22 protein-coding genes are annotated in these 25,736 nt (G+C 72.8%); 10 read left to right on the plus strand and 12 right to left on the minus strand.

Features of this window, described 5'->3' with window-relative positions; genetic code table 11:
• Positions 1-122: 122 nt before the first annotated feature.
• A complete protein-coding gene (locus BJ981_RS31860) occupies positions 123-464 on the plus strand; it encodes a hypothetical protein (protein ID WP_184617081.1) in 342 nt (113 codons plus the stop codon).
• 34 nt (positions 465-498) lie between these two features.
• Here BJ981_RS31860 and BJ981_RS31865 read toward each other — a convergent pair whose 3' ends face one another.
• The 4 genes from BJ981_RS31865 to BJ981_RS31880 all read right to left on the minus strand — a co-directional run bounded on the left by BJ981_RS31865 (position 499) and on the right by BJ981_RS31880 (position 5,438).
• Complete coding sequence (locus BJ981_RS31865; RefSeq protein ID WP_239139239.1) at positions 499-1,398, minus strand: magnesium transporter CorA family protein; 900 nt, start codon at positions 1,396-1,398, stop codon at positions 499-501.
• A gap of 134 nt (positions 1,399-1,532) precedes the next feature.
• Positions 1,533-2,498 (minus strand): ATP-binding protein, encoded by a 966-nt coding sequence (locus BJ981_RS31870; RefSeq protein WP_184610218.1) that lies wholly within the window; start codon positions 2,496-2,498, stop codon positions 1,533-1,535.
• Between the two features lie 139 nt (positions 2,499-2,637).
• Positions 2,638-4,278 (minus strand): M28 family peptidase, encoded by a 1,641-nt coding sequence (locus BJ981_RS31875; protein WP_184617083.1) that lies wholly within the window; start codon positions 4,276-4,278, stop codon positions 2,638-2,640.
• Between the two features lie 824 nt (positions 4,279-5,102).
• Positions 5,103-5,438: a spore germination protein GerW family protein gene (locus BJ981_RS31880; RefSeq protein WP_184617084.1), complete on the minus strand. Its 336-nt coding sequence runs from the start codon at positions 5,436-5,438 to the stop codon at positions 5,103-5,105.
• A 91-nt stretch (positions 5,439-5,529) separates the two neighbouring features.
• On the opposite strand from BJ981_RS31880, the gene BJ981_RS31885 reads away from it, so the two are divergent.
• Complete coding sequence (locus BJ981_RS31885) at positions 5,530-6,477, plus strand: GNAT family N-acetyltransferase (RefSeq protein ID WP_239139810.1); 948 nt, start codon at positions 5,530-5,532, stop codon at positions 6,475-6,477.
• A gap of 7 nt (positions 6,478-6,484) precedes the next feature.
• Here the strand turns inward: BJ981_RS31885 and BJ981_RS31890 are convergent, their stop codons facing one another.
• Positions 6,485-7,894, minus strand: coding sequence for an MFS transporter (locus tag BJ981_RS31890; protein ID WP_184617086.1), 1,410 nt, complete (start codon positions 7,892-7,894; stop codon positions 6,485-6,487).
• Positions 7,895-8,027: 133 nt separating this feature from the next.
• On the opposite strand from BJ981_RS31890, the gene BJ981_RS31895 reads away from it, so the two are divergent.
• The 3 genes from BJ981_RS31895 to BJ981_RS31905 all read left to right on the plus strand — a co-directional run bounded on the left by BJ981_RS31895 (position 8,028) and on the right by BJ981_RS31905 (position 10,870).
• Positions 8,028-8,987 carry a helix-turn-helix transcriptional regulator gene (locus BJ981_RS31895; RefSeq protein ID WP_239139809.1) on the plus strand — a complete coding sequence of 320 codons (960 nt, stop codon included), beginning with the start codon at positions 8,028-8,030 and terminating at the stop codon, positions 8,985-8,987.
• Positions 8,988-9,107: 120 nt separating this feature from the next.
• Positions 9,108-9,761: a nicotinamide riboside transporter PnuC gene (gene pnuC, locus BJ981_RS31900; RefSeq protein ID WP_184617088.1), complete on the plus strand. Its 654-nt coding sequence runs from the start codon at positions 9,108-9,110 to the stop codon at positions 9,759-9,761.
• A complete protein-coding gene (locus BJ981_RS31905) occupies positions 9,758-10,870 on the plus strand; it encodes an AAA family ATPase (protein ID WP_184617089.1) in 1,113 nt (370 codons plus the stop codon). Before pnuC ends, BJ981_RS31905 begins: the two co-directional genes overlap by 4 nt.
• A gap of 25 nt (positions 10,871-10,895) precedes the next feature.
• On the opposite strand, the gene BJ981_RS31910 is transcribed toward BJ981_RS31905, so the two are convergent.
• Positions 10,896-12,170, minus strand: a complete 1,275-nt coding sequence (locus BJ981_RS31910) for a C39 family peptidase (RefSeq protein ID WP_184617090.1) — start codon at positions 12,168-12,170, stop codon at positions 10,896-10,898.
• Positions 12,171-12,409: 239 nt separating this feature from the next.
• Here BJ981_RS31910 and BJ981_RS31915 point away from each other — a divergent pair, with 239 nt between their 5' ends.
• On the plus strand, positions 12,410-14,494 hold the full coding sequence (locus tag BJ981_RS31915) for a phosphocholine-specific phospholipase C (RefSeq protein ID WP_184617091.1): 2,085 nt from the start codon (positions 12,410-12,412) through the stop codon (positions 14,492-14,494).
• Between the two features lie 50 nt (positions 14,495-14,544).
• Here BJ981_RS31915 and BJ981_RS31920 read toward each other — a convergent pair whose 3' ends face one another.
• The gene (locus BJ981_RS31920; RefSeq protein ID WP_204070777.1) at positions 14,545-16,068 is read right to left on the minus strand and encodes an APC family permease; all 1,524 of its coding nucleotides are present in this window, start codon (positions 16,066-16,068) and stop codon (positions 14,545-14,547) included.
• A 333-nt stretch (positions 16,069-16,401) separates the two neighbouring features.
• Between BJ981_RS31920 and BJ981_RS31925 the strand changes: the two genes are divergently transcribed.
• Entirely contained in the window at positions 16,402-17,403 is a 1,002-nt protein-coding gene (locus BJ981_RS31925) for a phosphotransferase enzyme family protein (RefSeq protein ID WP_184617092.1), read from the plus strand.
• 24 nt (positions 17,404-17,427) lie between these two features.
• On the opposite strand, the gene BJ981_RS31930 is transcribed toward BJ981_RS31925, so the two are convergent.
• From BJ981_RS31930 to BJ981_RS31940, 3 genes are read right to left on the minus strand one after another with little or no spacing between them, the layout of a single operon-like run.
• The gene (locus BJ981_RS31930; protein WP_184617093.1) at positions 17,428-17,967 is read right to left on the minus strand and encodes a hypothetical protein; all 540 of its coding nucleotides are present in this window, start codon (positions 17,965-17,967) and stop codon (positions 17,428-17,430) included.
• Between the two features lie 20 nt (positions 17,968-17,987).
• Positions 17,988-18,629 carry a response regulator transcription factor gene (locus BJ981_RS31935; protein ID WP_184617094.1) on the minus strand — a complete coding sequence of 214 codons (642 nt, stop codon included), beginning with the start codon at positions 18,627-18,629 and terminating at the stop codon, positions 17,988-17,990.
• Positions 18,620-19,858 (minus strand): sensor histidine kinase, encoded by a 1,239-nt coding sequence (locus BJ981_RS31940; RefSeq protein WP_184617095.1) that lies wholly within the window; start codon positions 19,856-19,858, stop codon positions 18,620-18,622. The genes BJ981_RS31935 and BJ981_RS31940 overlap by 10 nt, the downstream gene beginning before the upstream one ends.
• Before the next feature lie 310 nt (positions 19,859-20,168).
• On the opposite strand from BJ981_RS31940, the gene BJ981_RS31945 reads away from it, so the two are divergent.
• Both BJ981_RS31945 and BJ981_RS39520 read left to right on the plus strand, forming a co-directional pair.
• On the plus strand, positions 20,169-20,942 hold the full coding sequence (locus BJ981_RS31945; protein ID WP_184617096.1) for a bestrophin-like domain: 774 nt from the start codon (positions 20,169-20,171) through the stop codon (positions 20,940-20,942).
• Positions 20,939-21,745, plus strand: coding sequence for a hypothetical protein (locus BJ981_RS39520; protein ID WP_184617097.1), 807 nt, complete (start codon positions 20,939-20,941; stop codon positions 21,743-21,745). Before BJ981_RS31945 ends, BJ981_RS39520 begins: the two co-directional genes overlap by 4 nt.
• A gap of 100 nt (positions 21,746-21,845) precedes the next feature.
• Here BJ981_RS39520 and BJ981_RS31955 read toward each other — a convergent pair whose 3' ends face one another.
• Entirely contained in the window at positions 21,846-23,048 is a 1,203-nt protein-coding gene (locus tag BJ981_RS31955; RefSeq protein WP_184617098.1) for a TIGR03118 family protein, read from the minus strand.
• A 178-nt stretch (positions 23,049-23,226) separates the two neighbouring features.
• Between BJ981_RS31955 and BJ981_RS31960 the strand changes: the two genes are divergently transcribed.
• A complete protein-coding gene (locus BJ981_RS31960; protein WP_184617099.1) occupies positions 23,227-24,729 on the plus strand; it encodes a glutamate-cysteine ligase family protein in 1,503 nt (500 codons plus the stop codon).
• A gap of 101 nt (positions 24,730-24,830) precedes the next feature.
• On the opposite strand, the gene BJ981_RS31965 is transcribed toward BJ981_RS31960, so the two are convergent.
• The gene (locus BJ981_RS31965) at positions 24,831-25,670 is read right to left on the minus strand and encodes a sirohydrochlorin chelatase (RefSeq protein ID WP_239139807.1); all 840 of its coding nucleotides are present in this window, start codon (positions 25,668-25,670) and stop codon (positions 24,831-24,833) included.
• Positions 25,671-25,736 lie beyond the last annotated feature (66 nt).

Raw genomic sequence — 25,736 nt, forward strand, 5'->3', positions numbered from 1 at the left:
CGCGGTTGTGTGCTCCGGGCGGGAAATCCGAGCAACAACGAGCAACATTGTTGCTGCGGGGGCCGTCGGATTTCTACCTTTCATGGTCATGAGGGTTGCTTTGCAGCCGTGGGGGGAGCGCCGTGACCGCTGATGAGCGGTCACGGCGACACCCCGCCGCGCTCGCCGCCCACCGGCTGAGCCATGCCTTGGAACGGCACGGGATCAACGGGCAGGTCCACGAAGGGCGCGGTCTCGCGCTGGTGAGCGTGTGGACGGACCTGGTAGCCTGGACGGACGGCTCGTGCTTCTGGTGGTCGGGCGCGGTGTCGGACTCCAACCGGAGGACCTACAGCTACAGCCCGGCCGACGATCCGGTGACCACGGCCCGCCGCGTGGCCGAGCGGTACGCCGAACTGCGTCGCCGGCCGCTGCCCCCGCCCGGCCCCGGCCCGTCCCCCGCGCCGTCCCTGACGGACGAGTGACCCCCGGGCGGCGTTCGAGCCGGCCGCGGGCGCGTCAGATCCAGTCCTTGAGGCGGAAGACGACGTAGAGGATCGCCGAGGCGAAAAGGATCAGCAGGGTGGAGGTCCAGAACCCCGCCGCGTGCGCGAACCCGGGGTAGGGGATGTTCTGCCCGTAGAAGCCGGTGATCATGGTGGGGACCGCGATGATGGCCGCCCAGCTCGTCACCCGCTTCATGATGTCGTTCATGTGGTAGCCCTGCAGGTTCAGGTGGGTCTCGTGGACGTTGCCCACCAGCTCGCGCAGCGACTCGGTCCACTCCGACACGCGCAGCACGTGGTCGTAGACGTCCTGGTAGTACGGCGCCATGTCCGCGTGGACCACGCGCAGGTCGGGCCGCATCAGGCCGTTCACCACCTCGCGCATCGGCACCACGACCCGCCGGAAGCGCACGGTCGTCCTGCGCAGGTCGAACACGCGGCGCTGGAGGGCCCGGCCGTTGCCGGGCCGGTCGGCGAAGAGCACGTCCTCCAGCGCCTCGACCCGGTCGTTCAGGGCCTGGGCGATGTCGTAGTGGCCGTCCACGATGCGGTCGAGCAGGGTGTACAGCAGGTAGGACACGCCGTGCTTGGCGAGGCCGGGGCTTTTGTCCCACTGCGCCGCCACCTGGTCAATGTCGAACCCCTCGCTGGAACGCACGGTGACGAGCGCGTTCCTCGTCACGAAGATCGCCAGCTCGCAGAAGTCCAGGTCGCCGGGCTCGTGCCCGAGGCGCGCGGAGTAGGCCACGATGAACAGATGGCTCTCGTAGACGTCGAGCTTGGGCCGCTGGTGCGGGTGCAGGACGTCCTCGACGGCGAGCGGGTGCAGGCCGAGTTCCTCGCTGATGACGTTGAGATGCTCGGGCGGCGGCGAGCACAGGTCGAACCATACGGTGGCCGAGGGGTCCTGCAAGTGATCGGATACCTCGGCGATCGGGAAACCCTCTGCCGCGAGGACACCATCGCGATAGAGCCGGGTGCGTACCATGTCCGCCAAGACTAGCCCGTGGTCAGGGGCGCGGGAACGCGCACGGCCGGGCGCCGGTCTCAGCCTGTGGCGAGGGTGGGGCGGCGGCCGTAGACGAAGTCGTGGTCGATCTGCTGGAGCAGGTCCTGGCCGGTGGCGCGGTTGGCCCAGGCGTGGGCGTTGCGGGTGTGGAACTCGATGGTCTGGCGGCCGAACTTGGCCCAGTCCTTGGGGGTGGCGTCCAGGTGGTCCTTCAGGATCGCCAGGGCGTGGTGGCCTTGGGGTTCCAGGTCGTCCAGGGTGAAGGGGTGGCCTTGTTCCATGGCGCGGATGGCGGGGGAGTGGGGGAGGGTGACCAGCAGGGCGTCGCCGACGTGGCGGCGTAGGAAGTCCACGTCTTCGGGGGTGTGGATCTTGTTGCCGATGACGGCGAGGGGGACCTGGTAGTCGCGGGCGTGTTCGGCGTATTGGTGGTAGACGCCGATGCCTTGGCGGGTGGGTTCGGCGACCAGGTAGGTCATGTCGAAGCGGGTGAACATGCCGGAGGCGAAGGAGTCGCCGCCGGCGGTCATGTCGACGATGACGTGTTCGCCGGGGCCGTCGATGAGGTGGTTGAGGTAGAGCTCCACGGCGCCGACCTTGGAGTGGTAGCAGGCCACGCCGAGGTCGTCTTCGTTGAAGGGGCCGGTGATCATCAGGGCGAGGCCGCCGAGTTCGGGCAGGGTGGTGGTGTGGTGGCGGGTGAAGTAGGGGTCGTCGATGGTGATCAGGCGGGAGCCGGAGCCGGGTGGGGTGGTCTTGACCATGGCGGCGGCGGAGGGGATGCGGGGGTTGTCGCCGCGCAGGTAGTCCTTGATCGCGGTGATGCCCGCGCCCAGGGGGGCGGGCAGCCGGGCGGGGCTCAGTCCAAGGGCCAGGCCCAGGTGCTGGTTGATGTCGGCGTCGATGGCCACCACCGGACCGCCGGCGCGCGCGGTGTACCGGGCGAACAGCGAGGACAGGGTGGTCTTACCGCTGCCGCCCTTGCCGACGAACGCTACCCGCACGGGTATCACTCCCTTTATTGATTATGAAAACCGTTGCTAGCATACTGAGGGCACGACGCCCCTGGGGTGGGAAGGCCCACCTGTCCCCAGGGGCGTCGTGCTGTCGTGCCGTGGTGCGACGGTGCCGGGCGGAGTCCGCTCAGACGGTGATGCTCCAGCTGTCCAGGAGACCGGTGTCCTGCGAGTACATGTCCGTCACCTGCAGCGTCCAGGTTCCGGAGGCCTGCTGGGTGACCGGGACCGAGTAGTTGCGGGTGCCGAGGTTGGTGCAGGACGTGCCACCGGCGTTCTTGAGGGTGTAGCTCGTCCCGCTGGGGCCGAGCAGGCGGATCCGCAGGTCCTCGGAGCAGGTGTGCGTGCCCTTGACGGTGACCTGGACCGGCGAGGCGGCGCTGCCGGAGGCGGTCGAGGTGATCGCGCTGTTGACGGTCACGTAGTCGTTGAGCGGGTAGTCGGTGTCGTTGGTGAACGACCGGTTGGTGCTCGTGCCGCCGACCGACAGCGTGTACGTCGCGTTGTGGCTCGCGGTCTCACCGGCTCCGGCGACGGTCACGGTGTAGGTGCCGTCGGGCGTCGTCGCGGAGGTGGCGATGCTCAGGGTCGAGGAGCTCCCCGAGTTGACCGAGGTCGGGTTGAAGGTCGCGGTCGCGCCGGACGGCAGGCCGGAGGCCACCGACAGGTTCACGCGCTGCGCGGTGCCCGAGGTCGTCGTGGTGCCGATCGTGGTCGTGGCCGTCCCGCCCGCCTGCACCGTGCCGGAGCCCGGGCTGGCGTTGATCGAGAAGTCACGCTGGGTGGTGCCGCCCACGGCCTGGGTCCAGATGGCGTACGCCAGGGCGTCGCCCGACCGGTCCAGGTGGGTGTCGCTGATGTTGGACGTCGTGTCGCACGAGGAGTGGTAGCACGAGTCGTACGCGCGTCCGGCCGTGCCGCCCCACTTCTGGGCCTGCGCGGTGGTCTTGGTCGCGCTCGCGCCGGCCGCCACGCCGGAGGTGGCGATGCCCGCGTTGCGGAACGAGGCGTCGTCGGAGCGGTTGGCGCCCTCGACGTTCTCCTCGGTCTGCACGTTGATGGAGGTGTAGTACGCCCTCAGGTCGGCGGCGGCCGCGGTGCTGATGTTGTTGATGAAGTAGCCGCCGTTGGTCGAGCCGACCATGTCGAAGTTCAGGTACTGCTTGATCTTGCTACGCTCGGTCGAGCTGAGCCCGCTGACGTAGGCGCGCGAGCCGAGGAGGCCCTGCTCCTCGTCGCTCCACCAGCCGAAGCGCACGTGCTTGGTCATCGTCGGCCGCTGCGCCGCCAGGGTCAGCGCGGTCTCCAGGATCATCGCGGAACCCGAGCCGTTGTCGTTGATGCCCGGGCCGGCCGAGACGCTGTCCAGGTGGGCGCCGGCCATGATGACCTGGTTCTCGTCACCGCCGGGCCAGTCGGCGATCAGGTTCGGCCCCGCGCCGCTGCTGCAGCCGGGCGTGCAGGCGACGCGCCGGGTGGTGTAGCCCGCGGCCTGCAGCTTCTGCTCGACGTAGGAGACCGAGGCGGTGTACCCGGCGCCGGTCGACCTGCGGGTGCCGCCGTTCTGGCTGGCGATGCTCTGGAACTGGCTCAGGTGCCCTCTGATGTTCGTCACGCTGACGTCCGGGGGCGCCAGGGCGGTGCGGGCGACGGCCTTCGCGCCGTGCCCGGCTCCCGGCGGTGCCTGGGCGATAACGGGGGTCGCGGCCGCCACCAGGCCCATAAGGGCCATGGCGGCGGTGGCCGCGAGCACAGCTGTGCGCCTCATGCGTGTTTTCCTTTCTCGGCGTCCCGCCGCCGCATTGTCCGACGTGAACGCGGGCAGCGCTCATCGCGCCGTCGCGAAACGCCGGACGGCGCGATGAGTGGGACTGGGGGGTGTGGAGAAATGAATGCTCACAGGCCGGATATGCGGCCGAGGGCCGAGGCGGGCCGTGGCTCATCCGGCACCGACATAACTCCCGTAGTGGGAGTCACGTTATACCTTTAGTACGGGTACGACATGATATGGCGCTCCTCGCTGCGTCGTGACGGTCGATCCGACTTGTGCGTGACGGTAGGGCCACGAGAAGGTGTCGTACATCCGTAGCGACATCCGTATATGTACGGAAAAGCTACGCGGTGGGGTTGGATACCGTGTATCCGGCATGTCAACCTCCACGCGCTTCCGAGCGAACTCGGTTTATGGACCGTTCCGCCACCAAGTGAGATCGGATTTCATTTGCGTCCCCGGCGGAAGACGCCACCGGCCGTGCCGGTCAGCCACAGATGACGGGGTTGCATCCCAAGCCATCACAGCAGTAGGCGGTGCACGGGGCGCCACCGCACTGCCAGCAGGAGGGGTAGCGGTTCCAGGCGCACGCGCCGGCGAGGCCCGCTGCGCGAATATTCGGGACGAACAGAGCGAGAAGGCCGGCTCCGAGCCGTTCGAGATTCCGGTGCATTAGCCACTCCGCGTTAGTCGGGAAGGCCCAACGCTACTTCCCGGCAAACCCGAAAGGCAGAGGGAGAGATGGGGATGCGCAAATGTGTGTAGCGCCGTGCGCCCCCGGCGTACACCATGGGGCGCATTTCGCCCGGGAGAGGTTTCGGTCAGCGGCGGCGGAGGTGGCGGGCGATCAGGATGAGGGCCAGGCCGAGGAGGAGCTGGCCGCCGAGAACGAGGCGGTTGACGTCCAGCGCGGGCTCCCACCGCACCTCGCCGTCCTTGATGACGTAGGCGCCCGCCGGGCGGGCGATCGCGCCGCCGCCGCCACCCGAGCCGCCGTCCTCCTTGCCCTGCTCCAGCCCGCGGCGCTCCCCGCGGCCGAAGCCGCCGCCCGCGGAGACGGACACGGCGGGGATCACGGTCACACCGTCCTTCTCGTACGGCTCGCCGTACACGCGCCGCGTCCCGGACAGATGCTCGAAGAACTCCCGCAGTTCCATGTGCCCGCCTCCGCGTGTGATGATCCGCCTTATGACGCAATCATGCCCCCCCGTGACCGCCCCGCGCGGGCCCGGCGGTACAACGGAAGGCGTGAACGCGCCCCCCGACTCCGGCGGCCTCCTCGGGTACGACGTCCGCCGCCCCTCCGCGCGCGACGTGCCCGCCCTCCACCGGCTGGTCGCCGCCTGTGACGCCGAGGTCCTCGGCCACCCCGACATGACCGAGGACGACGTGGCCGACGTGGTCGCCGACCCCGCGCTCGACGCCGCCCGCGACGCCTGGCTGGTCGGCGCCCCCGGCGGCGAGGTCGCGGGCTGGGGCTACGTCCTGCGCCAGGGCTCCGGCGTGGAGGTCGAGGTGTACGCCAGGGACGCCGCGGTCGCCGAGTGGCTGTGGGGCGCCGTGCTCGGCCGGGCCCGCGAGCTGGCCGCCGAACGGGAGCCGTCCCCGCTCACCGTCGACATCGGCGTCTACCGCCAGGACGCCGCCAAGCAGGCGTCGGCCGAGCGGCACGGGTTCGCGCCCGCGACGAGCTTCCACCGGCTCCACATCGCCCACGCCGTGACCGACCCCGGCGACCTGCCCGGCGTCACCGTCCACCAGGCCGGCGGCTCCGAGGAGCTCATGCGGGCCGCCCACCGGATCCACCAGGAGGGCTTCGCCGAGCACTTCGGCTTCGTGCCCAAGGGGTTCGACCGCTGGAAGCAGGACTTCGAGGCGTCCAGCACCCACGACTGGTCCCAGCTCCTGCTGGCCGAGGCGGACGGGCGCCCGGCGGGGATGCTGCTCGGCAGCGACATGTTCGCCGCCGACGAGAACCACGGGTACGTGCGCATCCTCGCCGTCCTCCCCGAGTTCCGCGGGCGCGGCATCGGCCGCCTGCTGCTGAAGCGGGCCTTCGCCGCCGACGCCCGCCGGGGGAGGGCCGGGACGTACCTGCACGTGGACTCCGGCAACACCACCCCGGCCCTGGACCTGTACCTGTCGGCGGGCATGCGGCCCGTCCTCGCCATCGACGTCTGGCGCCGCACCCTCTGACCCCGGCTCAGCCGCCTCGGCGCAGCAGAGGCAGCGCGCACGCCCCGGCCGCCACGGCGGTGACGGCCAGGCCGGTCGCGGTGACGTTCACCGCGTGCGCCGAGGGCGCCAGGCCGAGGAACAGCGACCCGAACGTCGCCACGCCCACGACCTGCCCGAGTTGCAGCATCGTGGCCATCAATCCGCTGGCGTCCGCCGCGTCACGGGGGGCGACGTTCTGCAGGGCCATGGTCATCAGCGGGCTGTAGGCCAGGCCGAGCCCGGCGCCCGCCACGGTGAAGGCCACCATGAACCACGGCATGCCGTCCCCGCCGGACGCCAGCGACCAGCCGACGCCCAGGTATCCGGCCGCCGACGCCGCGAAGCCCACGAGGATCATGGGCCGGTGCAGGCGGGCGGGGACGCGCCGCCAGTTGAGCCCGGCGATCGCGAACCCGGCCGCGCCCGGCACGAACGACACCCCGGCGGCCAGCGGGCCGTGCCCGAGGCCCGCCTGCAGGTGCAGGGCCACGCTGAACAGGAACCCGCCCCACGTCACCATCGCCCCGAACACGCCCAGCGTGGACGGCACCAGGCCGGGGGCCCGCAGCAGCCGCCCCGGGATCAGAGGGTGCCGCGCGCGCCGTTCCACCAGCACGAACACCACGGCGAGCACGGCGCTCGCCGCCATCGACCACCGGCCCCAGGCCGGCCAGCCCTGCTCGCGCCCGAGCACCAGCGGGACCACCAGCAGCGTGACCGCCAGCGACAGCGTGACCAGACCGGCCGGGTCCAGCCCCCGCTCGCCTGGGGTGTGCGCCCGCGGCAGGGTCAGGAGGCCGACGGCGAGCAGGGCCGCGCCGATCGGGACGTTGACCAGGAACACCGGGCGCCACGCCATGCCGAGCAGGTCCGCGCTCACCAGCGCGCCGCCCGCCACCTGGCCGGCGACCACGCCTCCGGCGAGGACGGCCGAGTAGGCGCCGATGGCCTTGACCCGCGCGGCGCCGGTGAAGTGGAGCTGGATGATGCTGAGCACCTGGGGGACCATGAAGGCCGACCCCACGCCCTGCGCGAGGCGGAAGGCGATCAGCGCGGCCTCCGAGCCCGCCAGGCCGCAGGCCAGCGAGGCCGCGGTGAACACGGCGAGGCCGATCAGGAACATGCGGCGCGGCCCGGCCAGGCCGCCGAGGCGGGCGCCGGTGATGAGCAGCATGGCGTACGCGATGGTGTAGCCGGAGATCACGAGCTGGAGCCCGGAGCCCGAGGCGCCGAGGTCGGCGCGGATCGTCGGGGCCGCCACGTTGACGATCGAGACGTCGAGGATCGCCATGAACTGGCCGGTCAGCACGATGCCCAGCAGCCACGCGGCCCCCCGCCCCGCGCTGGGGGCCGCCATGCCCGGCGCGGTGGGAGAGGATGTCGTCACAGAGGTCATGGCGACGATCGTCGTCGCGGCCGGATACCGGTAACGAGAGCCTGCCGATCCTGGTACCGGCACCACCTGGCAACCGCGCCGCGGACCGTCCAGGATGGAGTGCGGGTTCGAGACCTGGGAGGAGGGCGGGGACGTGACGCGGGACGTTGGGACGACGCGGCGGACAGCGCGCGAGCCGGCGGCAGGCCGGCCGGACGAGCCGGAAGCGTCCCGTCCGGGCGGCGGCGGCGACGTACGGCCGAGGCCGGGCGGGTCGCGGCGGTCGGAGCTGGCGGCGTTCCTGCGCAGCCGCCGCGCGCGCCTGTCACCCGCCGACGTGGGTCTGCCGCCCGGGCTGCGCCGCCGCACGCCGGGCCTGCGGCGCGAGGAGGTCGCGCAGCTCGCCGGGGTCGGGGTGACCTGGTACACGTGGCTGGAGCAGGGCCGCAGGATCAACGCCAGCGTGCAGGTCCTCGACGCCGTGGCGCGCACGCTCCGTCTCGACACCGCCGAGCGCGAGCACCTGTACCGGCTCGCCGACGTGCCCGAGGTGCGGCCGCTCCCCGGATGCGACGCGCTGGAGCCGGAGATCCACGAGATCCTCGCCAACCTGGACCCGCTGCCCGCGGCGGTCTACAACACCCGCTACGACCTGCTGGCCTGGAACGTCCCCTACGCCGCGCTGTTCCCCGGCCTGGTCCGCGGCGAGCCGCCCGGGCGGAACGCGATCTGGCAGTGCTTCACCTGCCCCACCTGCTGCAACCCCTTCGTGGACGCCGTGGACGAAAGGGCGCTCATGGTGGCCACGCTGCGCGCCGGGTTCGTCCGCCACCTCGGCGAGCCGTCGTGGGAGGACTTCGTGCGACGGCTGTCGAAGGAGAGCCCCACCTTCGCCGCGATGTGGGCCGACCACGAGGTGGCGCGGCCGGGCACCCGGATGAAGATCTTCCAGCATTCGGTGGTCGGCACGGTGCGCGCCAGATCCACGAGCATGGCCCTGGCGACGCCCCCGGAGACCCGCATGGTCGTCTACACCCCGATGGACGAGGAGAGCCGCGCCCGCATCACCTGGCTCATGGACCACCCCGAGGCCCGCCCCGACCACACCCACTGACCGCACCCACTGACCGCACGGCGAACGCCTCTCCGGTGACCGCCGGCTCTCTGTCCATGGCGATCTCCGCCAGGTACCGTCTTGGTCGACGATGACCGAGGGAGACCCCTGGGAGCCGACATGTCACCGCACGAGCTGCTGGGACGCCTCCTGCAACCGGCCTTCGCCCTCGGCGGCACGCCCACCACATGGGCGGAGCTGCTCGGTTTCGCGACCGGCGTGGTCACCGTGTGGCTCGTGGTCAGGCAGAACATCTGGAACTGGCCCATCGGCATCGCCAACGTGGTCCTCCTCGGAATGATCTTCCTGGACGGAGGGCTGTACGCCGACGCCGGTCTCCAGGTCGTGTACGTGGCGCTCCAGCTCTGGGGCTGGTGGTCGTGGCTCCACGGCGGTCAGGGCCGCGCTCACCTGGTCCCACGGCGCACCTCCCGGGCCGAGTGGCGCCGGCTGTCCCTCGCGGGGATCGCGGTCACCGGCCTGCTGACCTGGGCCCTCACCGTCCGGACCGACTCCGACGTGTCGTTCTGGGACGCGGTGACGACGACCCTCTCGCTCATGGCGACCTACGGCCAGAGCCGCAAGCTGCTGGAATCCTGGTGGCTGTGGATCGCCGCCGATCTGGTGTACATCCCCCTGTACGCCTACAAGGGGCTGTACCTGACGAGCGGCCTGTACGTCCTGTTCCTCGCGTTGTGCGTCGCGGGCCTGGTGACGTGGCGGCGTGACGTGCCCGTCCGGCCGGTGGTCGTTCCCGTGGAGGCCACGGGATGAGGCATCGGCATGGCCTGGTCGTCGGCAAGTTCTACCCCCCGCACGCGGGGCACCACCACCTGATCGACACCGCCGCCGCGGCCTGTGAGCGGCTGACGGTCGTCGCCGCCGGCTCCTCCGTGGAGAGCATCCCGATCGCGCTGCGCGCCGCCTGGCTGCGCGAACGGCATCCGCAGCCGGACGTGGAGATCGTCCCGGTGGTCGACGACGCCGAGATCGACCTGCACTCCGACGCGGTGTGGGAGGAGCACGTGAGCGCCTTCCGCGCCGGTCTCGCGCTGCTGTCGGGAGACGGCGCCGGCATGCGGGAGCTTCCGGCCGTGGACGCGGTCTTCAGCTCCGAGGACTACGGCGCCGAGCTGGCCCGCCGCCTCTCGGCCGTCCACGTTCCCGTCGACCCGCGGCGCCTGCGTCACCCGGTGAGCGGCACGGCCGTGCGGCTCGATCCCGTAGCGTGCTGGCAGTGGCTGTCCCCGCCGGTCCGGGCCCACCTGGCGCGGCGGGTGGTCGTGGTCGGCGCCGAGTCCACGGGGACCACGACGCTCGCCCGCGCCCTCGCCGCGCACTACGCGGGCCGCGGCGGCGTGTGGGCGGCGACCCGGTGGGTGCCGGAGTACGGACGGCTGTACTGCGAGGAGAAGGTGGCCGCGGCCCGCCGCGCGGACCGCGGCCGCGACCTGTGGATCGGCGACCTCGCCTGGTCGCCGGAGGAGTTCACCCTCATCGCCGAACGGCACCTGGCGCTGGAGGACGCCGCCGCCCGCGCCGGTTCGCCGCTGCTGATCTGCGACACCGACGCCTTCGCCACGTGCCTGTGGCACGAGCGCTACCTCGGCGCCCCGGCCCCCGACGTCGAGCGCGTCCACGCCCGCGCCCGGCACGACCTGTGGATTCTCACGGATCCGGAGGGGGTGCCGTTCCACCAGGACGGGTGGCGGGACGGGGAGCGGGTCCGGCGCCACATGTCCGGCCGCTTCCGGGAGGAGCTCGACCGGCGGGCTCTCCCGCACATCGTGGTGGCCGGCTCACACGAGCACCGCCTCGCGCGGGCCGTCGACGCCGTGGACGCGCTGCTGGCCGAAGGCTGGACGTTCACCGATCCGCTGTGATCGCGCGCGCCGTCCGGGAGGGGCGTCACCAGTTCGGCTGGCTCGGCACGGCCGGGGGCGGAAGCCTGCGGCCGGGTGGGTGGATGATGTAGACGACGCCGCCGCTGCCGGTGCTGCGGAGCCAGACCTTCTCGAAGGCGGCGCGTGGGTAGACGTGGCGTACCGCGTCGTCGGAGGGTGAGGCCGGGTCGTTGGCGATCACGTCGCCGGTCGGGGTGAAGCCGGCGACGACCATGAGGTGCCCGTTGGTGCTGTAGCCCGACCCGGGCAGTTCCTCCTCCTGGAACGACTGCGAGGTGACCACCGGGATGCCCGCGGCTACCAGACGCTCCAGCTCGGCCAGCGACCGTAGCCGGGTGACGAACCCGTCCATCCCGTACCGGCCGGCGTAGGCGGTGTTGAACGGCCAGTTGCCCGCGCCCTCGTAGTCGTGGTCGTAGGTGTAGCGGGCCGCGTAGTCCACCTCGGGATCGGGGTCGGCGGGGTCCACCCACGCGGTGTCGCGCGCGCTCGGCCACCTGCCCCAGTAGCCGAGCACCATCGTCGTCGAGGTCGGGCTGCACCACGCCTCGCCGCCGCCGTCCCACTCGGGATAGTGGCCCTCGTGGACGTTCTGGGAGCGCCGCGGCACGGGCAGCTCGACGCCCCACGCCCCGCCGGGCGGGCTGACCGGGATGGTCGTGCGCGCCGGGACGGCCGAGGACATCGCGCCGAGCGTCCTGACCGAGGGGCGCGCCGCGGAGCCGGGCGCGCGGTACAGGGTGAGGCGGAGCTGGTAGGCGGAGACGGGCCTGCCGGTCGCGGCGGCGAAGGTGTCCACGTAGACGGTGCCGTCGGCGTCGCGCTGGCCGGGCACCGAGGTACGGCGGATGTCCCCCTCGCCGTACGCCCAGCGGCCGAGCACGTACCACTTGGTCAGCCCGTCCGCGTTCCGCCCGCGCATCTCGACCTGGAGCCAGCTCCCGGCCGGGGTGTCGGCGTTCCAGGAGGCGACCAGCTCGGTGGCGGCGAAGCCGATCCGATGCTCCTTGCCGGTCCAGCGCGCGTACTCCCAGGTCTTGGTGCCGAGCGCGTCGGTGTAGGTGGTGGTCCCGGCGGGGGAGCGGAACGTCAGGCCCTCGCCGGTGGACACGCCCTCGGCCGTGCCGGTCCTGAACGCCTCGCGCTCGTAGACGACGTCGACGGCGGGGCCGGGGCGGGGCCGCCCCTCCACGGGACTCGGGACGGGGTCAGCGGCGGCGGGAGCGGTGAGGAGTGCGGTGGACAGGACGGCGAAGAGGAATACGGCCGGGACGCGCATGGGCTCCACCTTGCCTCGGGGGGCTTCGGATGCCGCCGACCGTAGGGCCGCGACACGGTTCGCGCATCGGCAGGTTTACGTATCACGCCCGCCCTGGTGAGAACCGCATGTCAGACGGCCGGCGACGAAGGGTGCGATAAGCGATCTCGTCACCTTTGGTAAACCTTGCGCTAAACAGGCGGATCATCACGGTTGAGAGTATCTGCGGCGTCTTGCTCCACTTACCGGAAGAGATCCCCATGTCTGACGGACCCTCCCGCCGCGGGTTCCTGGCGCTCGGCGCCGGGGCCGTGGGCGGCGCCGCCGTGGCCTCCCTCCTTCCTCCCTCCGTGCAGGCGGCCCTCGCCCAGCCGGCGCCCCGCGGCGGCCTCTCCGCCATCAAGCACGTCGTGTTCCTCATGCAGGAGAACCGGTCGTTCGACCACTACTTCGGCACGCTGCGCGGCGTGCGCGGGTTCGGCGACAGGAACGCCGTCGCGCTGCGCGGCGGCCGCACGGTGTTCGAGCAGCCCGGCGGCCAGGGAAGCGTGCTGCCGTTCCCCGTCAAGGAGGCCGCCGACCTGGTCGGCAAGGACCTGCAGTGGGTGAGCGCGCTGGCGCACGGCTGGAACGACGGGCAGGCGGCCGCGGCGGGCGGCTGGCACGACGGGTGGATCGCCGCCAAGACCCCGGCCACCATGGCGTACTACGACCGCGACGACATCCCCTTCCAGTACGAGCTGGCCGAGACGTTCACGATCTGCGACCACTACCACTGCTCGGTGCTGTCCTCCACGAGCCCGAACCGCAACTACCACGTCAGCGGCCACACCGGGTACGAGCCGGGCACCACCAAGCGTGCCATCGACAACGCCGCCTACTCCGAGGACACCCACGCCGGGTACGCGTGGTCCAACGCCGGGGAGATCCTGGAGGCGGCCGGCCACTCCTGGAAGGTGTACCAGGAGATGGACAACTACCAGGACAACAACCTGGAGTTCTTCGCGCGCTTCCGCGAGGTCGCCCGCGCCGCGCTCCAGGGCGACCACAAGAGCCTCGACTCCTTCTACTCCGCGCTCGGCGACGCCGCCCCCGGCGAACAGCGGCGGATGCTCGCCCGCCTGGAGGAGGGCGTGGCCCGGCTGAGCCCCGCCGACCGGTCCCTGTACGAGCGGGCGCTGCGCCGCGCGCTGCCGGACACGCTGGCCGCCACCTTCCGCGCCGACGTCGCGGCGGGACGCCTGCCCAAGGTCAGCTACATCGTCCCCTCGGCCGCCGACTCCGAGCACCCGAGCGCGTCCTCGCCGATCCAGAGCGCCAACCTGACCTACGACATCCTCGACGCCCTGGCCTCCAGCCCGGAGGTGTGGAACTCCACGGCGCTGTTCCTCACCTTCGACGAGAACGACGGCTTCTTCGACCACGTGCCGCCGCCGCTGCCGCCCACCGCGAGGACCGAGGACTACTACACCGGCCGCCCGATCGGCCTCGGCATCCGCGTGCCGATGATCGTCATCTCGCCGTGGACCGTGGGCGGGTACGTGTGCTCGCAGACCTTCGACCACACCGCGACCGTCCGCTTCCTGGAGACCTGGCTCCGGGTGCGCTTCCCCGACATCACCCCGTGGCGCAGGACCGTCTCCGGCGACCTGACCTCGGCCTTCGACTTCAGAACCGCCGGCGCCCGCCCCACGCCGGCCCGGCCGGGGCCGGTGCCGCCGTTCACCGGCCGCTGGCGGCCCGCGCCCCCCGCCGGGCAGAAGATGCCGGTCCAGGAGGAGGGCACCCGCCCGGCCAGGCCCCTGCCGTACCAGCCGGACGCCTGGGGACGCGTCGCCGGGGAGACGGTGCGCCTGACGCTGGCCAACACGGGGACCGAGAGCGTCCACCTGGCGCTGTACCCGTACGCGGGCGAGTTCGCCGCGCCCGTCCACGTGGACGTCCTCGGGAGCGCCGCGCTGGAGGTGCCGGTCAGGAACGGCGCCTACGACTTCACGCTGACCGGCCCGAACGGGTTCCGCCGCGAGTTCGCGGGCACCCTGGCGGGCGCGGCGTCCGGCGTCGTCGTCGAGCCGGAGATCCGGGGCGCGCAGCGCGCCCTGCGGCTGACGTTCACCAACACCAGCACGGCGGCCGTGGACCTGAAGGTCACCCCGCTGGCCTACGCCGGCCCCGGCGAGGAGCGGACGATCAGCCTCAAGCCCGGCCACCACAAGCAGGCCCAGTGGCACTGCGACGCCCGGGAGGGCTGGTACGACCTGCGCGTCACCTGCGCCCAGGACGCCACCTACACCCGCCGCCTGATGGGCCACATCGAGAACGGCAGGCCCAGCGTCAGCGGCTGAACCCCCGCGGGCGCCGTCCGGCGACGGACGGCGCCCGTCATGGGCCGGGGTCAGTCGCGCTCCGCGGTGTCCTCCAGGACGACGCGGCCGATGATCTCGAACTTCGCGGGGTTCCTCGCCCGCAGGTAGAGGGCGACGCCGGCGCCGAGCGCGGCCAGGGCGAGCACGATCCAGGGGATCAGGCGGAACAGCGGCGTCCTGGCGGCCTCGCCCGCGGCGGCCTCCTGGTTCTGGAAGAGCAGGAGGACGACGTACAGCATCGCCACCCCTCCGGCCAGCGGCGCGACCAGCGTGCGCCACACGTTCGCGGTCTCCGGATGCTTCTTCCTGACGTGGAAGTAGCCGATCACCGCGAACGAGCACAGCGACTGCACGATCAGGATGGCCAGCGTGCCGAGGACGGCGAGCAGCGTGTACATGTGGACGTAGGGGTCCATGCCGGTGAGGAAGAACGCCAGCACCAGCGCCACCGAGACGGCGGTCTGCGCGAACCCGGCGACGTGCGGGGAGCCGTGCCGGGGGTGGGTGCGCCCGAGGGTGCGGGCGGTGCCGGGCACCAGGCCCTCGCGGCCGAGGGCGTACAGGTAGCGGGAGGCGCAGTTGTGGAACGCCATCGCGCAGGCGAACGACCCGGTGAGGATCAGGACCTTGAACACGTCCACCGCCCACGTGCCCACGAACCGCTCGGTGGGGTCGAAGAACACGCCGATGAACTCCTCGGCCGCGATGGCGGGGGATTCCGCCCCGTTGGCCGCGACGGTCATCCAGGAGACGAAGACGTAGAACAGGCCGATGCCGACCACCGCGACCAGCGTGGCCCGGGGCACGATGCGCTTGGGGTCGCGTGACTCCTCGCCGTACATGGCGGTGGACTCGAAGCCCACCCACGACCAGAAGCACATGAACAGCCCGAGCCCGACCGCGCCGCCGGCCGCGCCGTTGGCGCCGAAGGCGTTGGCCGGGTTCAGCGAGCCGGCCATCAGCCCGTCGGGGCCGCCGCCGTGGAACAGGGTCACGACGGAGGTGAGGCCGAGCATGACGATCTCGCTCACCAGGAACACGCCGAGGACCTTGGCGGTGAGGTTGATGTCGAAGTAGGTGAGGATCGCGTTCAGCGCGAGCCCGAGGAAGGCGAACCACAGCCAGTGGACGTCCACGTGGGCGAGCGAGCCGAAGGTGTCGTGCGCCTGGTAGGCGAAGAACCCGATGATCGACGCCTCGAACACCACGTACGCCATCGTGGCCAGCAGCCCCGCGATCATGCCCGCGACCCGGCCGAGGCCGTGGGAGATGTAGCCGTAGAAGGCGCCGGCGGCGGTGATGTGCTTGGCCATCGCGACGTAGCCGACCGAGAAGACGGTGAGCACGAGGGTGGCGACGAGGTAGCCGGCGGGGACGCCGGTGCCGATGCCCGAGCCTAGGGCGATCGGGACGTTGCCCGTCATGGCGGTGATGGGGGCGGCGGTGGCGACCGCCATGAAGATGACGCCCGTCAGGCCGACGGCGTTGCTGCGCAGGCGGTGGACCTCCGCGCGCCGGGGAGTCGTCGTCGCGGGTCGGTCGGTGGTGCTCACCGAGACCTCCGGAGGAAGCCCGCGCCTTCGGGGCCGGGAGGAATCCGGCCCCCGCCAGGGGTTGCCCGGCGACGCCGGGACGGCCCAGAGTGCGTAGCGCCCAAGACTCTCTCTCCTTCGCCGGACGCGCGAAGCACCCACGCTACAAGTCCCGCCACGGCCGCCGGTCGGCGACCTGCGCCCGGTGGTCGTTTCCACCGGTTTCCCATGGTTTGCTCGGGTTTCGGGAGTCCGCTTGGAAGGGCGGCGCCGGAACCGTGATCATGGTGCCGGGCCCGCCGGAGCCGGGGGACGGCGCCGCGGCGGGAGAAGTCACGAGCATGAGGAGGGGTGATGGACGTACACGACCTGTCAGGCGGCGGCGACGTTCTGTCCCGGATCGAGAGGGCCGCCCGCCGGGCGCTGCCCGCCTACGGCCTGACGCCGCAGGCGCGGCTCGCGCTCATCAACGTGTCCGAGAACGCCACCTTCCTGGTGGAGGACGCGGGCGTCCGCACGATCCTGCGCGTCCACCGGCTCGGCTACCACCCGCCCGAGGCGATCCTGTCCGAGCTCGACTGGCTGTCCGCGCTGCGCGACGAGGCCGGCGTGCGCACCCCCGCGGTGATCCCCGCCCGCGACGGCTCCCGCGTCGTCACCGTCGAGGACCCCGGCGCCGCGCCCCGCGACTGCGTGATGTTCGAATGGGCGCCCGGCGCCGAGCCTCCCGAGGACCGGCTCGTCGAGCACTTCGAATCCCTCGGCGCCATCACCGCCCGCATGCACCGGCACGCCCGCTCCTGGGCCAGGCCCGCCGCGTTCACCCGGTTCCGCTGGGACGAGGACGCCGCCTTCGGCCCCGCCCCGCGGTGGGGCCGGTGGCAGGACGGCGCGGGCGTCGACCGCGCGGCCCGCGAGGTGCTCGGCCGGCTGGAGAGCACCCTGCGCGACCGGCTCGCCCGCTACGGCAAGGGCCCCGAGCGGTTCGGGCTCATCCACGCCGACCTGCGGCTGGCCAACCTGCTCGTCCACGGCGCCGACGCCGCCGCGGGCACCACCGTCATCGACTTCGACGACTGCGGCCTCGGCTGGTACATGTACGACCTCGGCGCCGCGGTCAGCTTCATCGAGCACCACCCCGAGGTCCCCGCGATGATCGACGCGTGGGTGCGCGGCTACCGCACCGTCCTCCACCTCCCCGAGGAGGACGAGCGCGAGATCTGGACCTTCGTCATGTTCCGCCGGCTGCTGCTCGTCGCCTGGATCGGCTCCCACCCCGCGGTCGACATCGCGCGGGAGCTCGGCGCCGGCTACACCCTCGGCAGCTGCGAGCTGGCCGAACGCTATCTCACCTGATCCGGGGTACCGGGCGCCGGGGGATCAGCCCGGCGGTGCGGGGGCCGGCGGCGGGCCGGTGGACTCGCAGGCGGCCGGTTCCGGCCCCGCCGCCGCGCAGGTCGCCGTGCCCGAGGGCGTCACGAGCTGGACCCGCACGCTCGCCGGCGCGGTCAGGGTGTACGTCGCGTGGCACGGCGCCGCCGTCCCGCGGGCGGGGCGCGGGCAGCCCAGGCGGACGTCCAGCGTCGTGCCGTCGCGCCACGACTCCTGGAACTCGCGCTCGCCCTCCTCCCAGGACATCTCACGCCGGACCGCGAGCCTGCCCGCGGGGCCCCGGGCCACCAACACCCGCACCGGCCCGGCCGTGTTCACGACGACCACCGGGGTCGTGATCGCGTAGGTCACCGTCGAGACCTCGGTGGTCCGCCGCCCGAGGTCCGCGCTGTCGTAGGACCCGAGCGCGAAGTCGTAGTCGTGCGGCAGGCGCACGGCCAGCCACACCGCCAGCGCCACCCCGAGCACGGCCGAGGCCGACAACAGCCCGCCCGCCGCGATCCACCCCGCCCGCACGTTCCTTCGCATCCCGTCGCGCCCCCGTCCTTTCAGATCTTCAGAAAGCGCAGGACGGCCAGCACCCGGCGGTGGTCCTTGTCCGCGCCGGAGAGTTCGAGCTTGGCGAAGATGTTGTTGATGTGCTTGCCCACCGCCCCCTCACTGACGACCAGGGCGTCGGCGATGCCGGTGTTGGACCGGCCCTCGGCGATCAGCGCGAGCACCTCGTGCTCGCGCGGGGTGAGCCGGTCCAGCGGGTCGCTGTGCCTGCGGACGAGGAGCTGCGCCACCACCTCGGGGTCCAGCGCCGTGCCGCCCGCCGCCACCCGGCGCAGCGCGTCCAGGAACTCCGCGACGTCGGCGACGCGGTCCTTCAGCAGGTAGCCGATGCCGCGGGTCTCCGTCGACAGCAACTGGGTGGCGTACCGCTCCTCCACGTACTGCGACAGCACCACGATCGGCAGGCCCGCCCACCGGCGGCGCAGCGCGAGCGCCGCGCGAAGCCCCTCGTCGCTGTGCCCCGGCGGCATGCGCACGTCGGTGACGACCAGGTCGGGGGCGTGCTCGTCGCAGGCGCGCAGCAGCTCCTCGGCGTCGCCCACGGCCGCCACGACCTCCATGCCCGCCGAGCCGAGCATCCAGACGAGCCCCTCCCGCAGCAGCACCGAATCCTCGGCGAGCACTACACGCACGGCATCTCCACGCTGATCGTCGTCGGCCCGCCCGGCGGGCTGTCGAGCTTCAGTGTGCCGTCGACCGAGCCCACCCGCTGCGCCAGCCCGCGCAGGCCCGTCCCGCCGCCGGGGTCGGCGCCGCCGCGGCCGTCGTCGTGCACCACCACCCGCAGCAGGTCCCCTTCCCTGACCACGACCACCTCGGCGGCGGTGGCGCGGGCGTGCTTGGCGACGTTCGCCAGCGCCTCCGACACCACGAAGAACGCCACCGCCTCGATCGTGGAGGCGACGCGCCGGGGCACGTCCACCCGCAGCCGCACCGGCAGCGCCGCCCGCGCGGCCAGGCCGGACAGCGCGGCGTCCAGCCCTTCGTCGGTGAGCACGGCCGGGTGCAGGCCCCGCACCAGGTCGCGCAGCTCCTTCAACGCCTGCTTGGCCTCCTCGTGCGCCTGGGAGATCATCTCCTTGGCCGGGAGGGGCAGGTCGCTGAACGTGGCGCGCGCCATGCCGAGCTTCATCGCCAGCGACACCAGCCGCTGCTGCGTCCCGTCGTGCAGGTCGCGCTCGATGCGCCGGCGCTCGGCGTCCGCCGCGTCGATCACCTCGGCCCGGCTCTCGCGCAGCGACTCCACCCGCTCGGCGAGCTGGTCGCTGATGCTCGGCCCGAGCAGCGCCTCACCCGCGATCACGTCCAGGGACGACACCCCCTGCGCCAGCCACGGGCCCGCCACGAGCAGCGCCGCGCAGAGCAGCGCGAACGGCAGGCCGCGCCAGCCGCCGCCGAGCACCCAGAACTGCGCGGCCAGCGCGCCCGTCACCAGGGCTCCCGACCACGTCACGATCACCCCGGCGCACCCGATCACGCTGATCAGCGGGGACACCAGGTGGTAGGCGGCCTGGCGCCACAGCGACGCCGAGCGGGTCCTGCGCAGCAGGCGCATCGCGACGTTGCCCTTCAGGGCGCGCCGGGGCACCGGCGGGATCCGCACGTCCAGGAACGCCTCGAACCTCAGGCGCTGCAGGCGCGTGAGCAGCGGCACGACCCAGAACAGCAGCAGCGCGCCCGCCACCGGCACCGCCACCGTCCAGACGAAGATCACCGACAGGGTGGTGATCCCGAGGATCAGCGCGCCCGCCACCAGCCCCAGCGGAACGCCGGTCACGACGTGGAACATGCGCAGCCAGCTCCGCGCGGACCAGTGCGCGCGGATCCGGTCCCAGGGGCTCCTCACCTCGGCGACGGTCATGCTCCAACCGTAGGGATAACCCCACCACCACCGACATGGTCGTAACCCCCCTCCCCAAGGTGAGGAAAACCCCCGCCCCGGCCTTCCGCCAAGCCCCGGCCGTGAGGCGAATCCCTTCGGCGGCGGCGTCCTCCGCTGCGGATTCCATCGGTTTTATGCGGATTCCGCTGCGCTAGGTGTGGGGGTTGCTACGGAAAGTTAGGCACATCTCCGCGATCGCCATCCGAAGTCACTACGTAATGTGATAGCCATGTGACGGCATGCGATCGGCAAACGGGCGGAACGTCCCTGTCAGAAAGTGGTCGTACACATGATGATCCTGGTCAGCGTACTCGCGGTCGTCTGCGCGGTCGGCGTGGTGGCCGTGGCCGCGTTCCTCTTCCGCCGGTTCGTCAGAGGCACGGACGACCTCCTCCCCAACGGCCCGTCGGCCGGGCACGCCGGATCCATGCTGTCCTCGCTCTTCCTCCTGGTGTTCGCCATCGCGATCGTCGTGCCGTGGAGCACGGCCGACGCCGCGCGGCACAACACCTACGCGGAAAGCCAGGCCGCCGTCGAGAGCTATTGGTCGGCCGCCCGCATTCCCGCGCCCGCCGGCCCCGAGCTACGCCGGCAGGTGCGCGACTACGTCGACTTCGTGGTGCGCACGGAATGGCCGCTCATGGCGTCGGGCGGCCTCAGTCAGGAGGGGGCCTCGCGCCTCGAGACACTGCGCACCCAGGTGACGGGCCTGGTGCTCGGCGACGAGGACGCCAAGGCGGCGAGAGGCGATCTCCTCGATGAGATGCGCGAGCTGTCGTCGGCCCGCCGCCAGCGCGCGGCGGACGCCGGGGCCAAGCCCCCGGCGGGCGTGCTGCCGCTGGCCATCGTCACCGGGGTGATCGTCATCATCTTCCCGTTCCTGGCGGGGGCGCGTCCCCGGGGCAAGACGCTGGTGCCGCTGTCCCTCATGGCGGGGCTGCTCGGGCTCGGCATCTTCCTGGCCTGGCAGATCTCGCACGTCTTCGCCAGCGGCCTGTCGGTCGGGCCGGAGGCCTACGAGGCCGCGCTGACCGAGATGCGACGACTGCCCTGGAGCGGGTGACCGTGCCGACCTCCCGCGTGACCGCGCTGGTCACGGCCCTTTCCCTGGCCCCTGTGGTCCCCTTGCAGGCCGAGCCGTCCCCGCCGGAGGACAGGATCGCCGAGGTGGCCGTGGCCGGCGGCCACGACGACGGCGCGGCCGGGCCGAGGCGCCGGCGGGCCTCCGTGGTCGACCTCGACGCCTCCGCCGGCGGGCTCCTCTCGGTGTGCCTGGAGGTCGACCTGCTGGTCAGCCTGCGCGCCGGGCTGAGTGTCGGGGGCCCGCCCGTCTGCCACGAGGCCCGTCCCCCCGCCGAGCCGGCCCCCGTCCCGCCCCCTGACCCGCCGCCGCCCGCGCCCCAGCCGCCCGCGCCCGCCCCGCCCCAGCCGGTGCCCGTCCCGTCCCAGCCGCCCGTGCCACCTCCGACCGCTCCGCCGGCCCCGACGAGGCCCCCCGTGTCTCCCACCCGTCCGCCCACAAGGCCGCCCACCCGCCCGCCCGTGCCGCCCACGAGGCCACCGGCCGCGGACCCCGGCGTCACGCGCGGCCCGGTGCCGCCCCCGGCGCCCGCCTGGGCGGGACGGCCGCCGCTCGCGCGGGATCCGGTCTTCCCGCCGCCGCCCGGCCCCACGGCCGGGCCGACCCTGCCTGCCGCGCGGCCCGTGCCCACCCCGTCGCCGGCCTCGCCCACGTCCGAGGCGCGCAGGGCGCGGGCGTACCTCCGGGAGCAGCGCCCCCGGCCGCTGGCCACGCTCATGGTCGTGATCGTCCTGTCGCTGATCATCGCCGTGGTGGCGGGCGCGGCGTTCGCCGCGATCCGCTAGGCCGAACGCGCGAAAGACGGCTGCGGGGCGCGCCACCCCGCAGCCGACCTCCGCTCATTCGGGCAGGTCGCCTCCCTTCGCCGGAAGAGGTCAGGACGCGTCAGTAGGAGTGGGAGTCGCCGGTCGGTGACGCCGGCGCGGACGGCGAGGGGGAGGCGCTCGGCGAGGCCGTCGGGCCGGGGGAGCCGTTCGCGGCGCCGGCGGGCATGATCAGGCCGACCAGCCCGTGCCGGGCCTTCTGGATCCCGGCGGAGTACCACACGGCGTTCTCGCCGCCGCTGGCCGCGGTGCCGGGCTCCAGGTCCCACAGGCCCTCGATCGCGATGGGCCTGCCGTCGGCCTTGCGCAGCGGCCCGAGGAAGCGCCCGTCACGGTAGGCGTTGATCCGGCCGTCGCCGAAGTTGCCCACGAGCAGCGCCCCGGCGTAGGCGCCGAAGGTCCGCGGGGCCTTGATCATGGCCCACGGCGCGTTCAGCGCGCCCCGGGCGGCGACGCGGCCGAGGAACCGGCCCGTCGCGGAGAAGCGGCCGACGAACCCGAGACCCCTGCCGGCGACGGACTTCCCGGTCGCGGGATCCCGCTCGGCGAACGCGACGTAGACGGCGTCGCCGACGATCTCCACGTTGAACGCCGAGTACGACGACGGCAGGCCCCGGTCGCGGAACGCCCACCTCGGCAGCCGCACCCGGCGGAAGTCGCCGTCGAACACGTCGACGCGGTTGCGGGCGAAGTCGGCGGCCAGCAGGAAGTTGCCCCGGTCGGTCGGCATCAGCGCCAGGCCCTTGTAGTCGGCGTGCCTGGTGAAGGCCGCGATGATCGCGCTGCCCGGGCTGACCTCGGCGTTCCACCCGGTGATGGCGCCGCTCGGGCTGGCGAAGACGAACGTGGCGGGGCCGCTCGCGCCCTTGCCGCCGATCCGGAAGTCCCCGGTGGGGTTGAAGATCTGCCCGGTCGGCGATCCGCCCGGGATGGCGACCTCGGTCTTCTCCTTGGTGAGCAGACCCGCCCCGCCCGAGTACACGGTGGCGGAACCGGTTCCGGCGTTGGACACCCACAGGGTCTTGCCCATGGCCAGGCCCCAAGGGTTCACCAGCTTGGGGTCGGTGACGTCCGCCTTGCCGGCGAGGTCGGAGATCAAGGGAAGGTCGGTGAACCGGGTGGCGTGCGCGGTGGTGGTCTTGACGGACTCCTTCGACGAGGCGGACCGCGCGGAGGACGCGGGTGTGGCGTGCGCGGGGATCGTGCCGGCGGACAGGCCAAGGACGAGCGCCGCAGCGCAGAGTGTGACGATGCGTGGCCGCATCGGGGCCTCCTATGTCGTCTGCGTGTGCGTACGGACGGAGGTACGCGGTCCCCGCGGGGCCGGTTCAGGTGATTTCTCGCGGCGGGGCCGGGGGAGGAGGGAAGAGATGAGGCATGAAACGCGCCTGCCGGGACAGTGAGGGGGCGACCGGGGACCTTCATCAGTGGGGGACGAGACGATGGGACAGCAGGTGGCCAAGGAGCGGTTCTCCGAGGACGAGTACGCGCGCTTCGGCCGTCGCCTCGAAGACTGCCTGCTCGCGCTGCGCGAGCTGCTCAGCAGGCCCGGGTTCGGCGCGGGCCCGGCCAGCGTGGGCGCCGAGCTGGAGCTCTTCCTGATCGACGAGGGCGGCCGGCCGCTGCGCCGCAACAAGGAGGTGCGCGAGGCGGCCGCCGACGAGCGGGTGGTGCTGGAGCTCGGCAGCTTCAACCTGGAGGTCAACCTGACCCCGCTGCCGCTGGCCGGGCGCCCGTTCTCGGCGATGGAGGACGAGGCGCGCCTGCTGATCGGCCTGGTGGACCAGGCGGCCCGGACGCACGGCGGGCGGGTGGTGCCGATCGGCATCCTGCCGACGCTGAGCGAGTTCGACTTCACCCGCGACGCCATCAGCGACGAGGTGCGCTACCGGGCGCTCAGCCGGGGCATGCGGCGGGTCAGGGACGAGCCGTACCGGGTGCGGATCGATGGGGCCGAGCGCCTCGACCTGGAGGTCGAGGACGTCATCCTCGAGAGCGCCAACACCTCCTGGCAGGTGCACCTGCGCACCTCTCCCGGGGACTTCGCCCGCGTGCACAACGCCGCGCAGCTCGCGATCGGCCCGGTGCTGGCGGTGAGCGGCAACTCCCCGTCCTTCCTCGGCCGCGAGCTGTGGGAGGAGACGCGGATCGCGCTGTTCGAGGCCTCGGCCGACGACCGGGACGCCGAGCGGCCCTGGCGCGTGGCGGGCCGGGTCAGCTTCGGCTCCGGGTGGGTGCGCAGCGGCGCCGAGGAGCTGTTCGAGCAGAGCGTGCGCGAGTACGAGCCGGTCATGCCGGTCACGAGCGACGAGGACCCGCTGGCGGTCGTCCGCGCCGGCGGCGTGCCCGGCCTGGCCGAGCTGCGGCTGCACCAGGGCACGGTGTGGCAGTGGAACCGTCCGGTCTACGACCCGGCGGACGGCGGCCACCTGCGCGTCGAGCTGCGCGCGCTGCCGGCCGGGCCGACGTGCGCGGACATGGCGGCCAACGCGGCGTTCCTGCTCGGCCTGGTCGCGGCGTCGGCGGCGAACCCGGGGTGGATCGAGGACTTCCCGTTCGCCGACGCCTACCGCAACTTCTACCGCGCGGCGCGTGGCGGCCTGGACGCCGTGCTCGCCTGGCCGGGCCGGCCCGAGTCCGTCCCGGCGTCCGAGCTGGTGCTCGACCTGCTTCCGGTGGCCCACGACGGGCTGCTCGGGGTCGGGGTGGCGGAGGACGAGGCGCGCGAGCGCCTGGCGGTGATCCGCGAGCGCGTGCGCGCGGGCCGCACCGGGGCGGTCTGGCAGCGGCGCGCGCTGGCCGCGCTGGGGGAGGAGCCGAACGCGCGGGCGGCCATGCTGGCGCGCTACCGCGAGCTGGCCCACGGCGGCGAGCCCGTGCACACCTGGCCGGACATGGAGCCCCTGAGCATGGTCGCCGCGGAGACGGCGCGGCCTGCCCTCTAAGGGCGGTCCGGCCGGAACGCCGACGGAACAGGTGTCCAGGCGCCCCTGGACGGCCCCCAGGTGGTGGGAACCGGTCGGAGACGGTCCCGCGGTCGCGGCGCCTAGTCGGGGTCGACGCCGGTGAGGGAGCTTCCGTAGCTGAGCGCGACGAGCTGGGCGACCGCGCTGTGCGCGCCGATCGGGTCCGAGCAGCCCGCGCCCACGGACTCCGCCGCCTTGGTGATCTTGTGCGGGTCGACCTCCGGGCCGATCAGGAACGGGGCGAGCGCCAGGCGGGAGGCGCCGATGTTGCGCAGCCGCTGGGCGGCGTCCCCGACGCCGGGGGAGGCGTCCAGCGAGGCGGCCACCACGGGCAGCGTGAGCCGCGCCGCCAGCAGGACCACCGTGGCGTCGGCGGCGCGGACGGCCTCGGGACCGCCGACCGTGGCCACGATGATGCCGTCCACCGGGGCGGCGATGTTGAACAGGCGCATACGGTCGGCCCTAGCCAGCCCGCTCTCGGAGAGCTTGACGTGCAGCGCCTCGGCGAGCAGCGGGTGCGGCCCGAGCGGGTCGGCGATCGTCGTGACGACGTCGCTCTCGGCGACCGCCTCGCGCACGGCGCGGTAGACCTGCTGGTGGGGGCCGGTCACCAGGGGGACGACGATGGCGGCCGGGGCTCCGGCGGGCCGTTTGGCGGCGCACTCGGTGAGCGTCTCGGCCAGGCTGGCCTTGGAGTCGCCCAGGTTGACCAGGCGCACGTCGAGCTGCGGGTGATCGACGCTGACGATGGTCTTGACGGCCGTCGCGACGTCGCCGCCGGTGCCGGGCGCGGCCAGCACCAGGGCGGGCGCGTCCGGAGGCAGGTGCGCGGGCACCGGGCGCCGGTGCCTGCCGGAGCTGGTCCGGAACGAGCGTTCGCGGACCGGGAGCTCCTGTGGGACGTGGTGGCCATCGTTCACATCGGCGGATTTTACGGGGTATGCGGCAAAAGTTAAGTCTGATTCGCGCCGACGCGCGGGAGACAG

Origin of the sequence: Sphaerisporangium krabiense, from assembly GCF_014200435.1 — a bacterium.
Lineage (GTDB): Bacteria > Actinomycetota > Actinomycetes > Streptosporangiales > Streptosporangiaceae > Sphaerisporangium > Sphaerisporangium krabiense.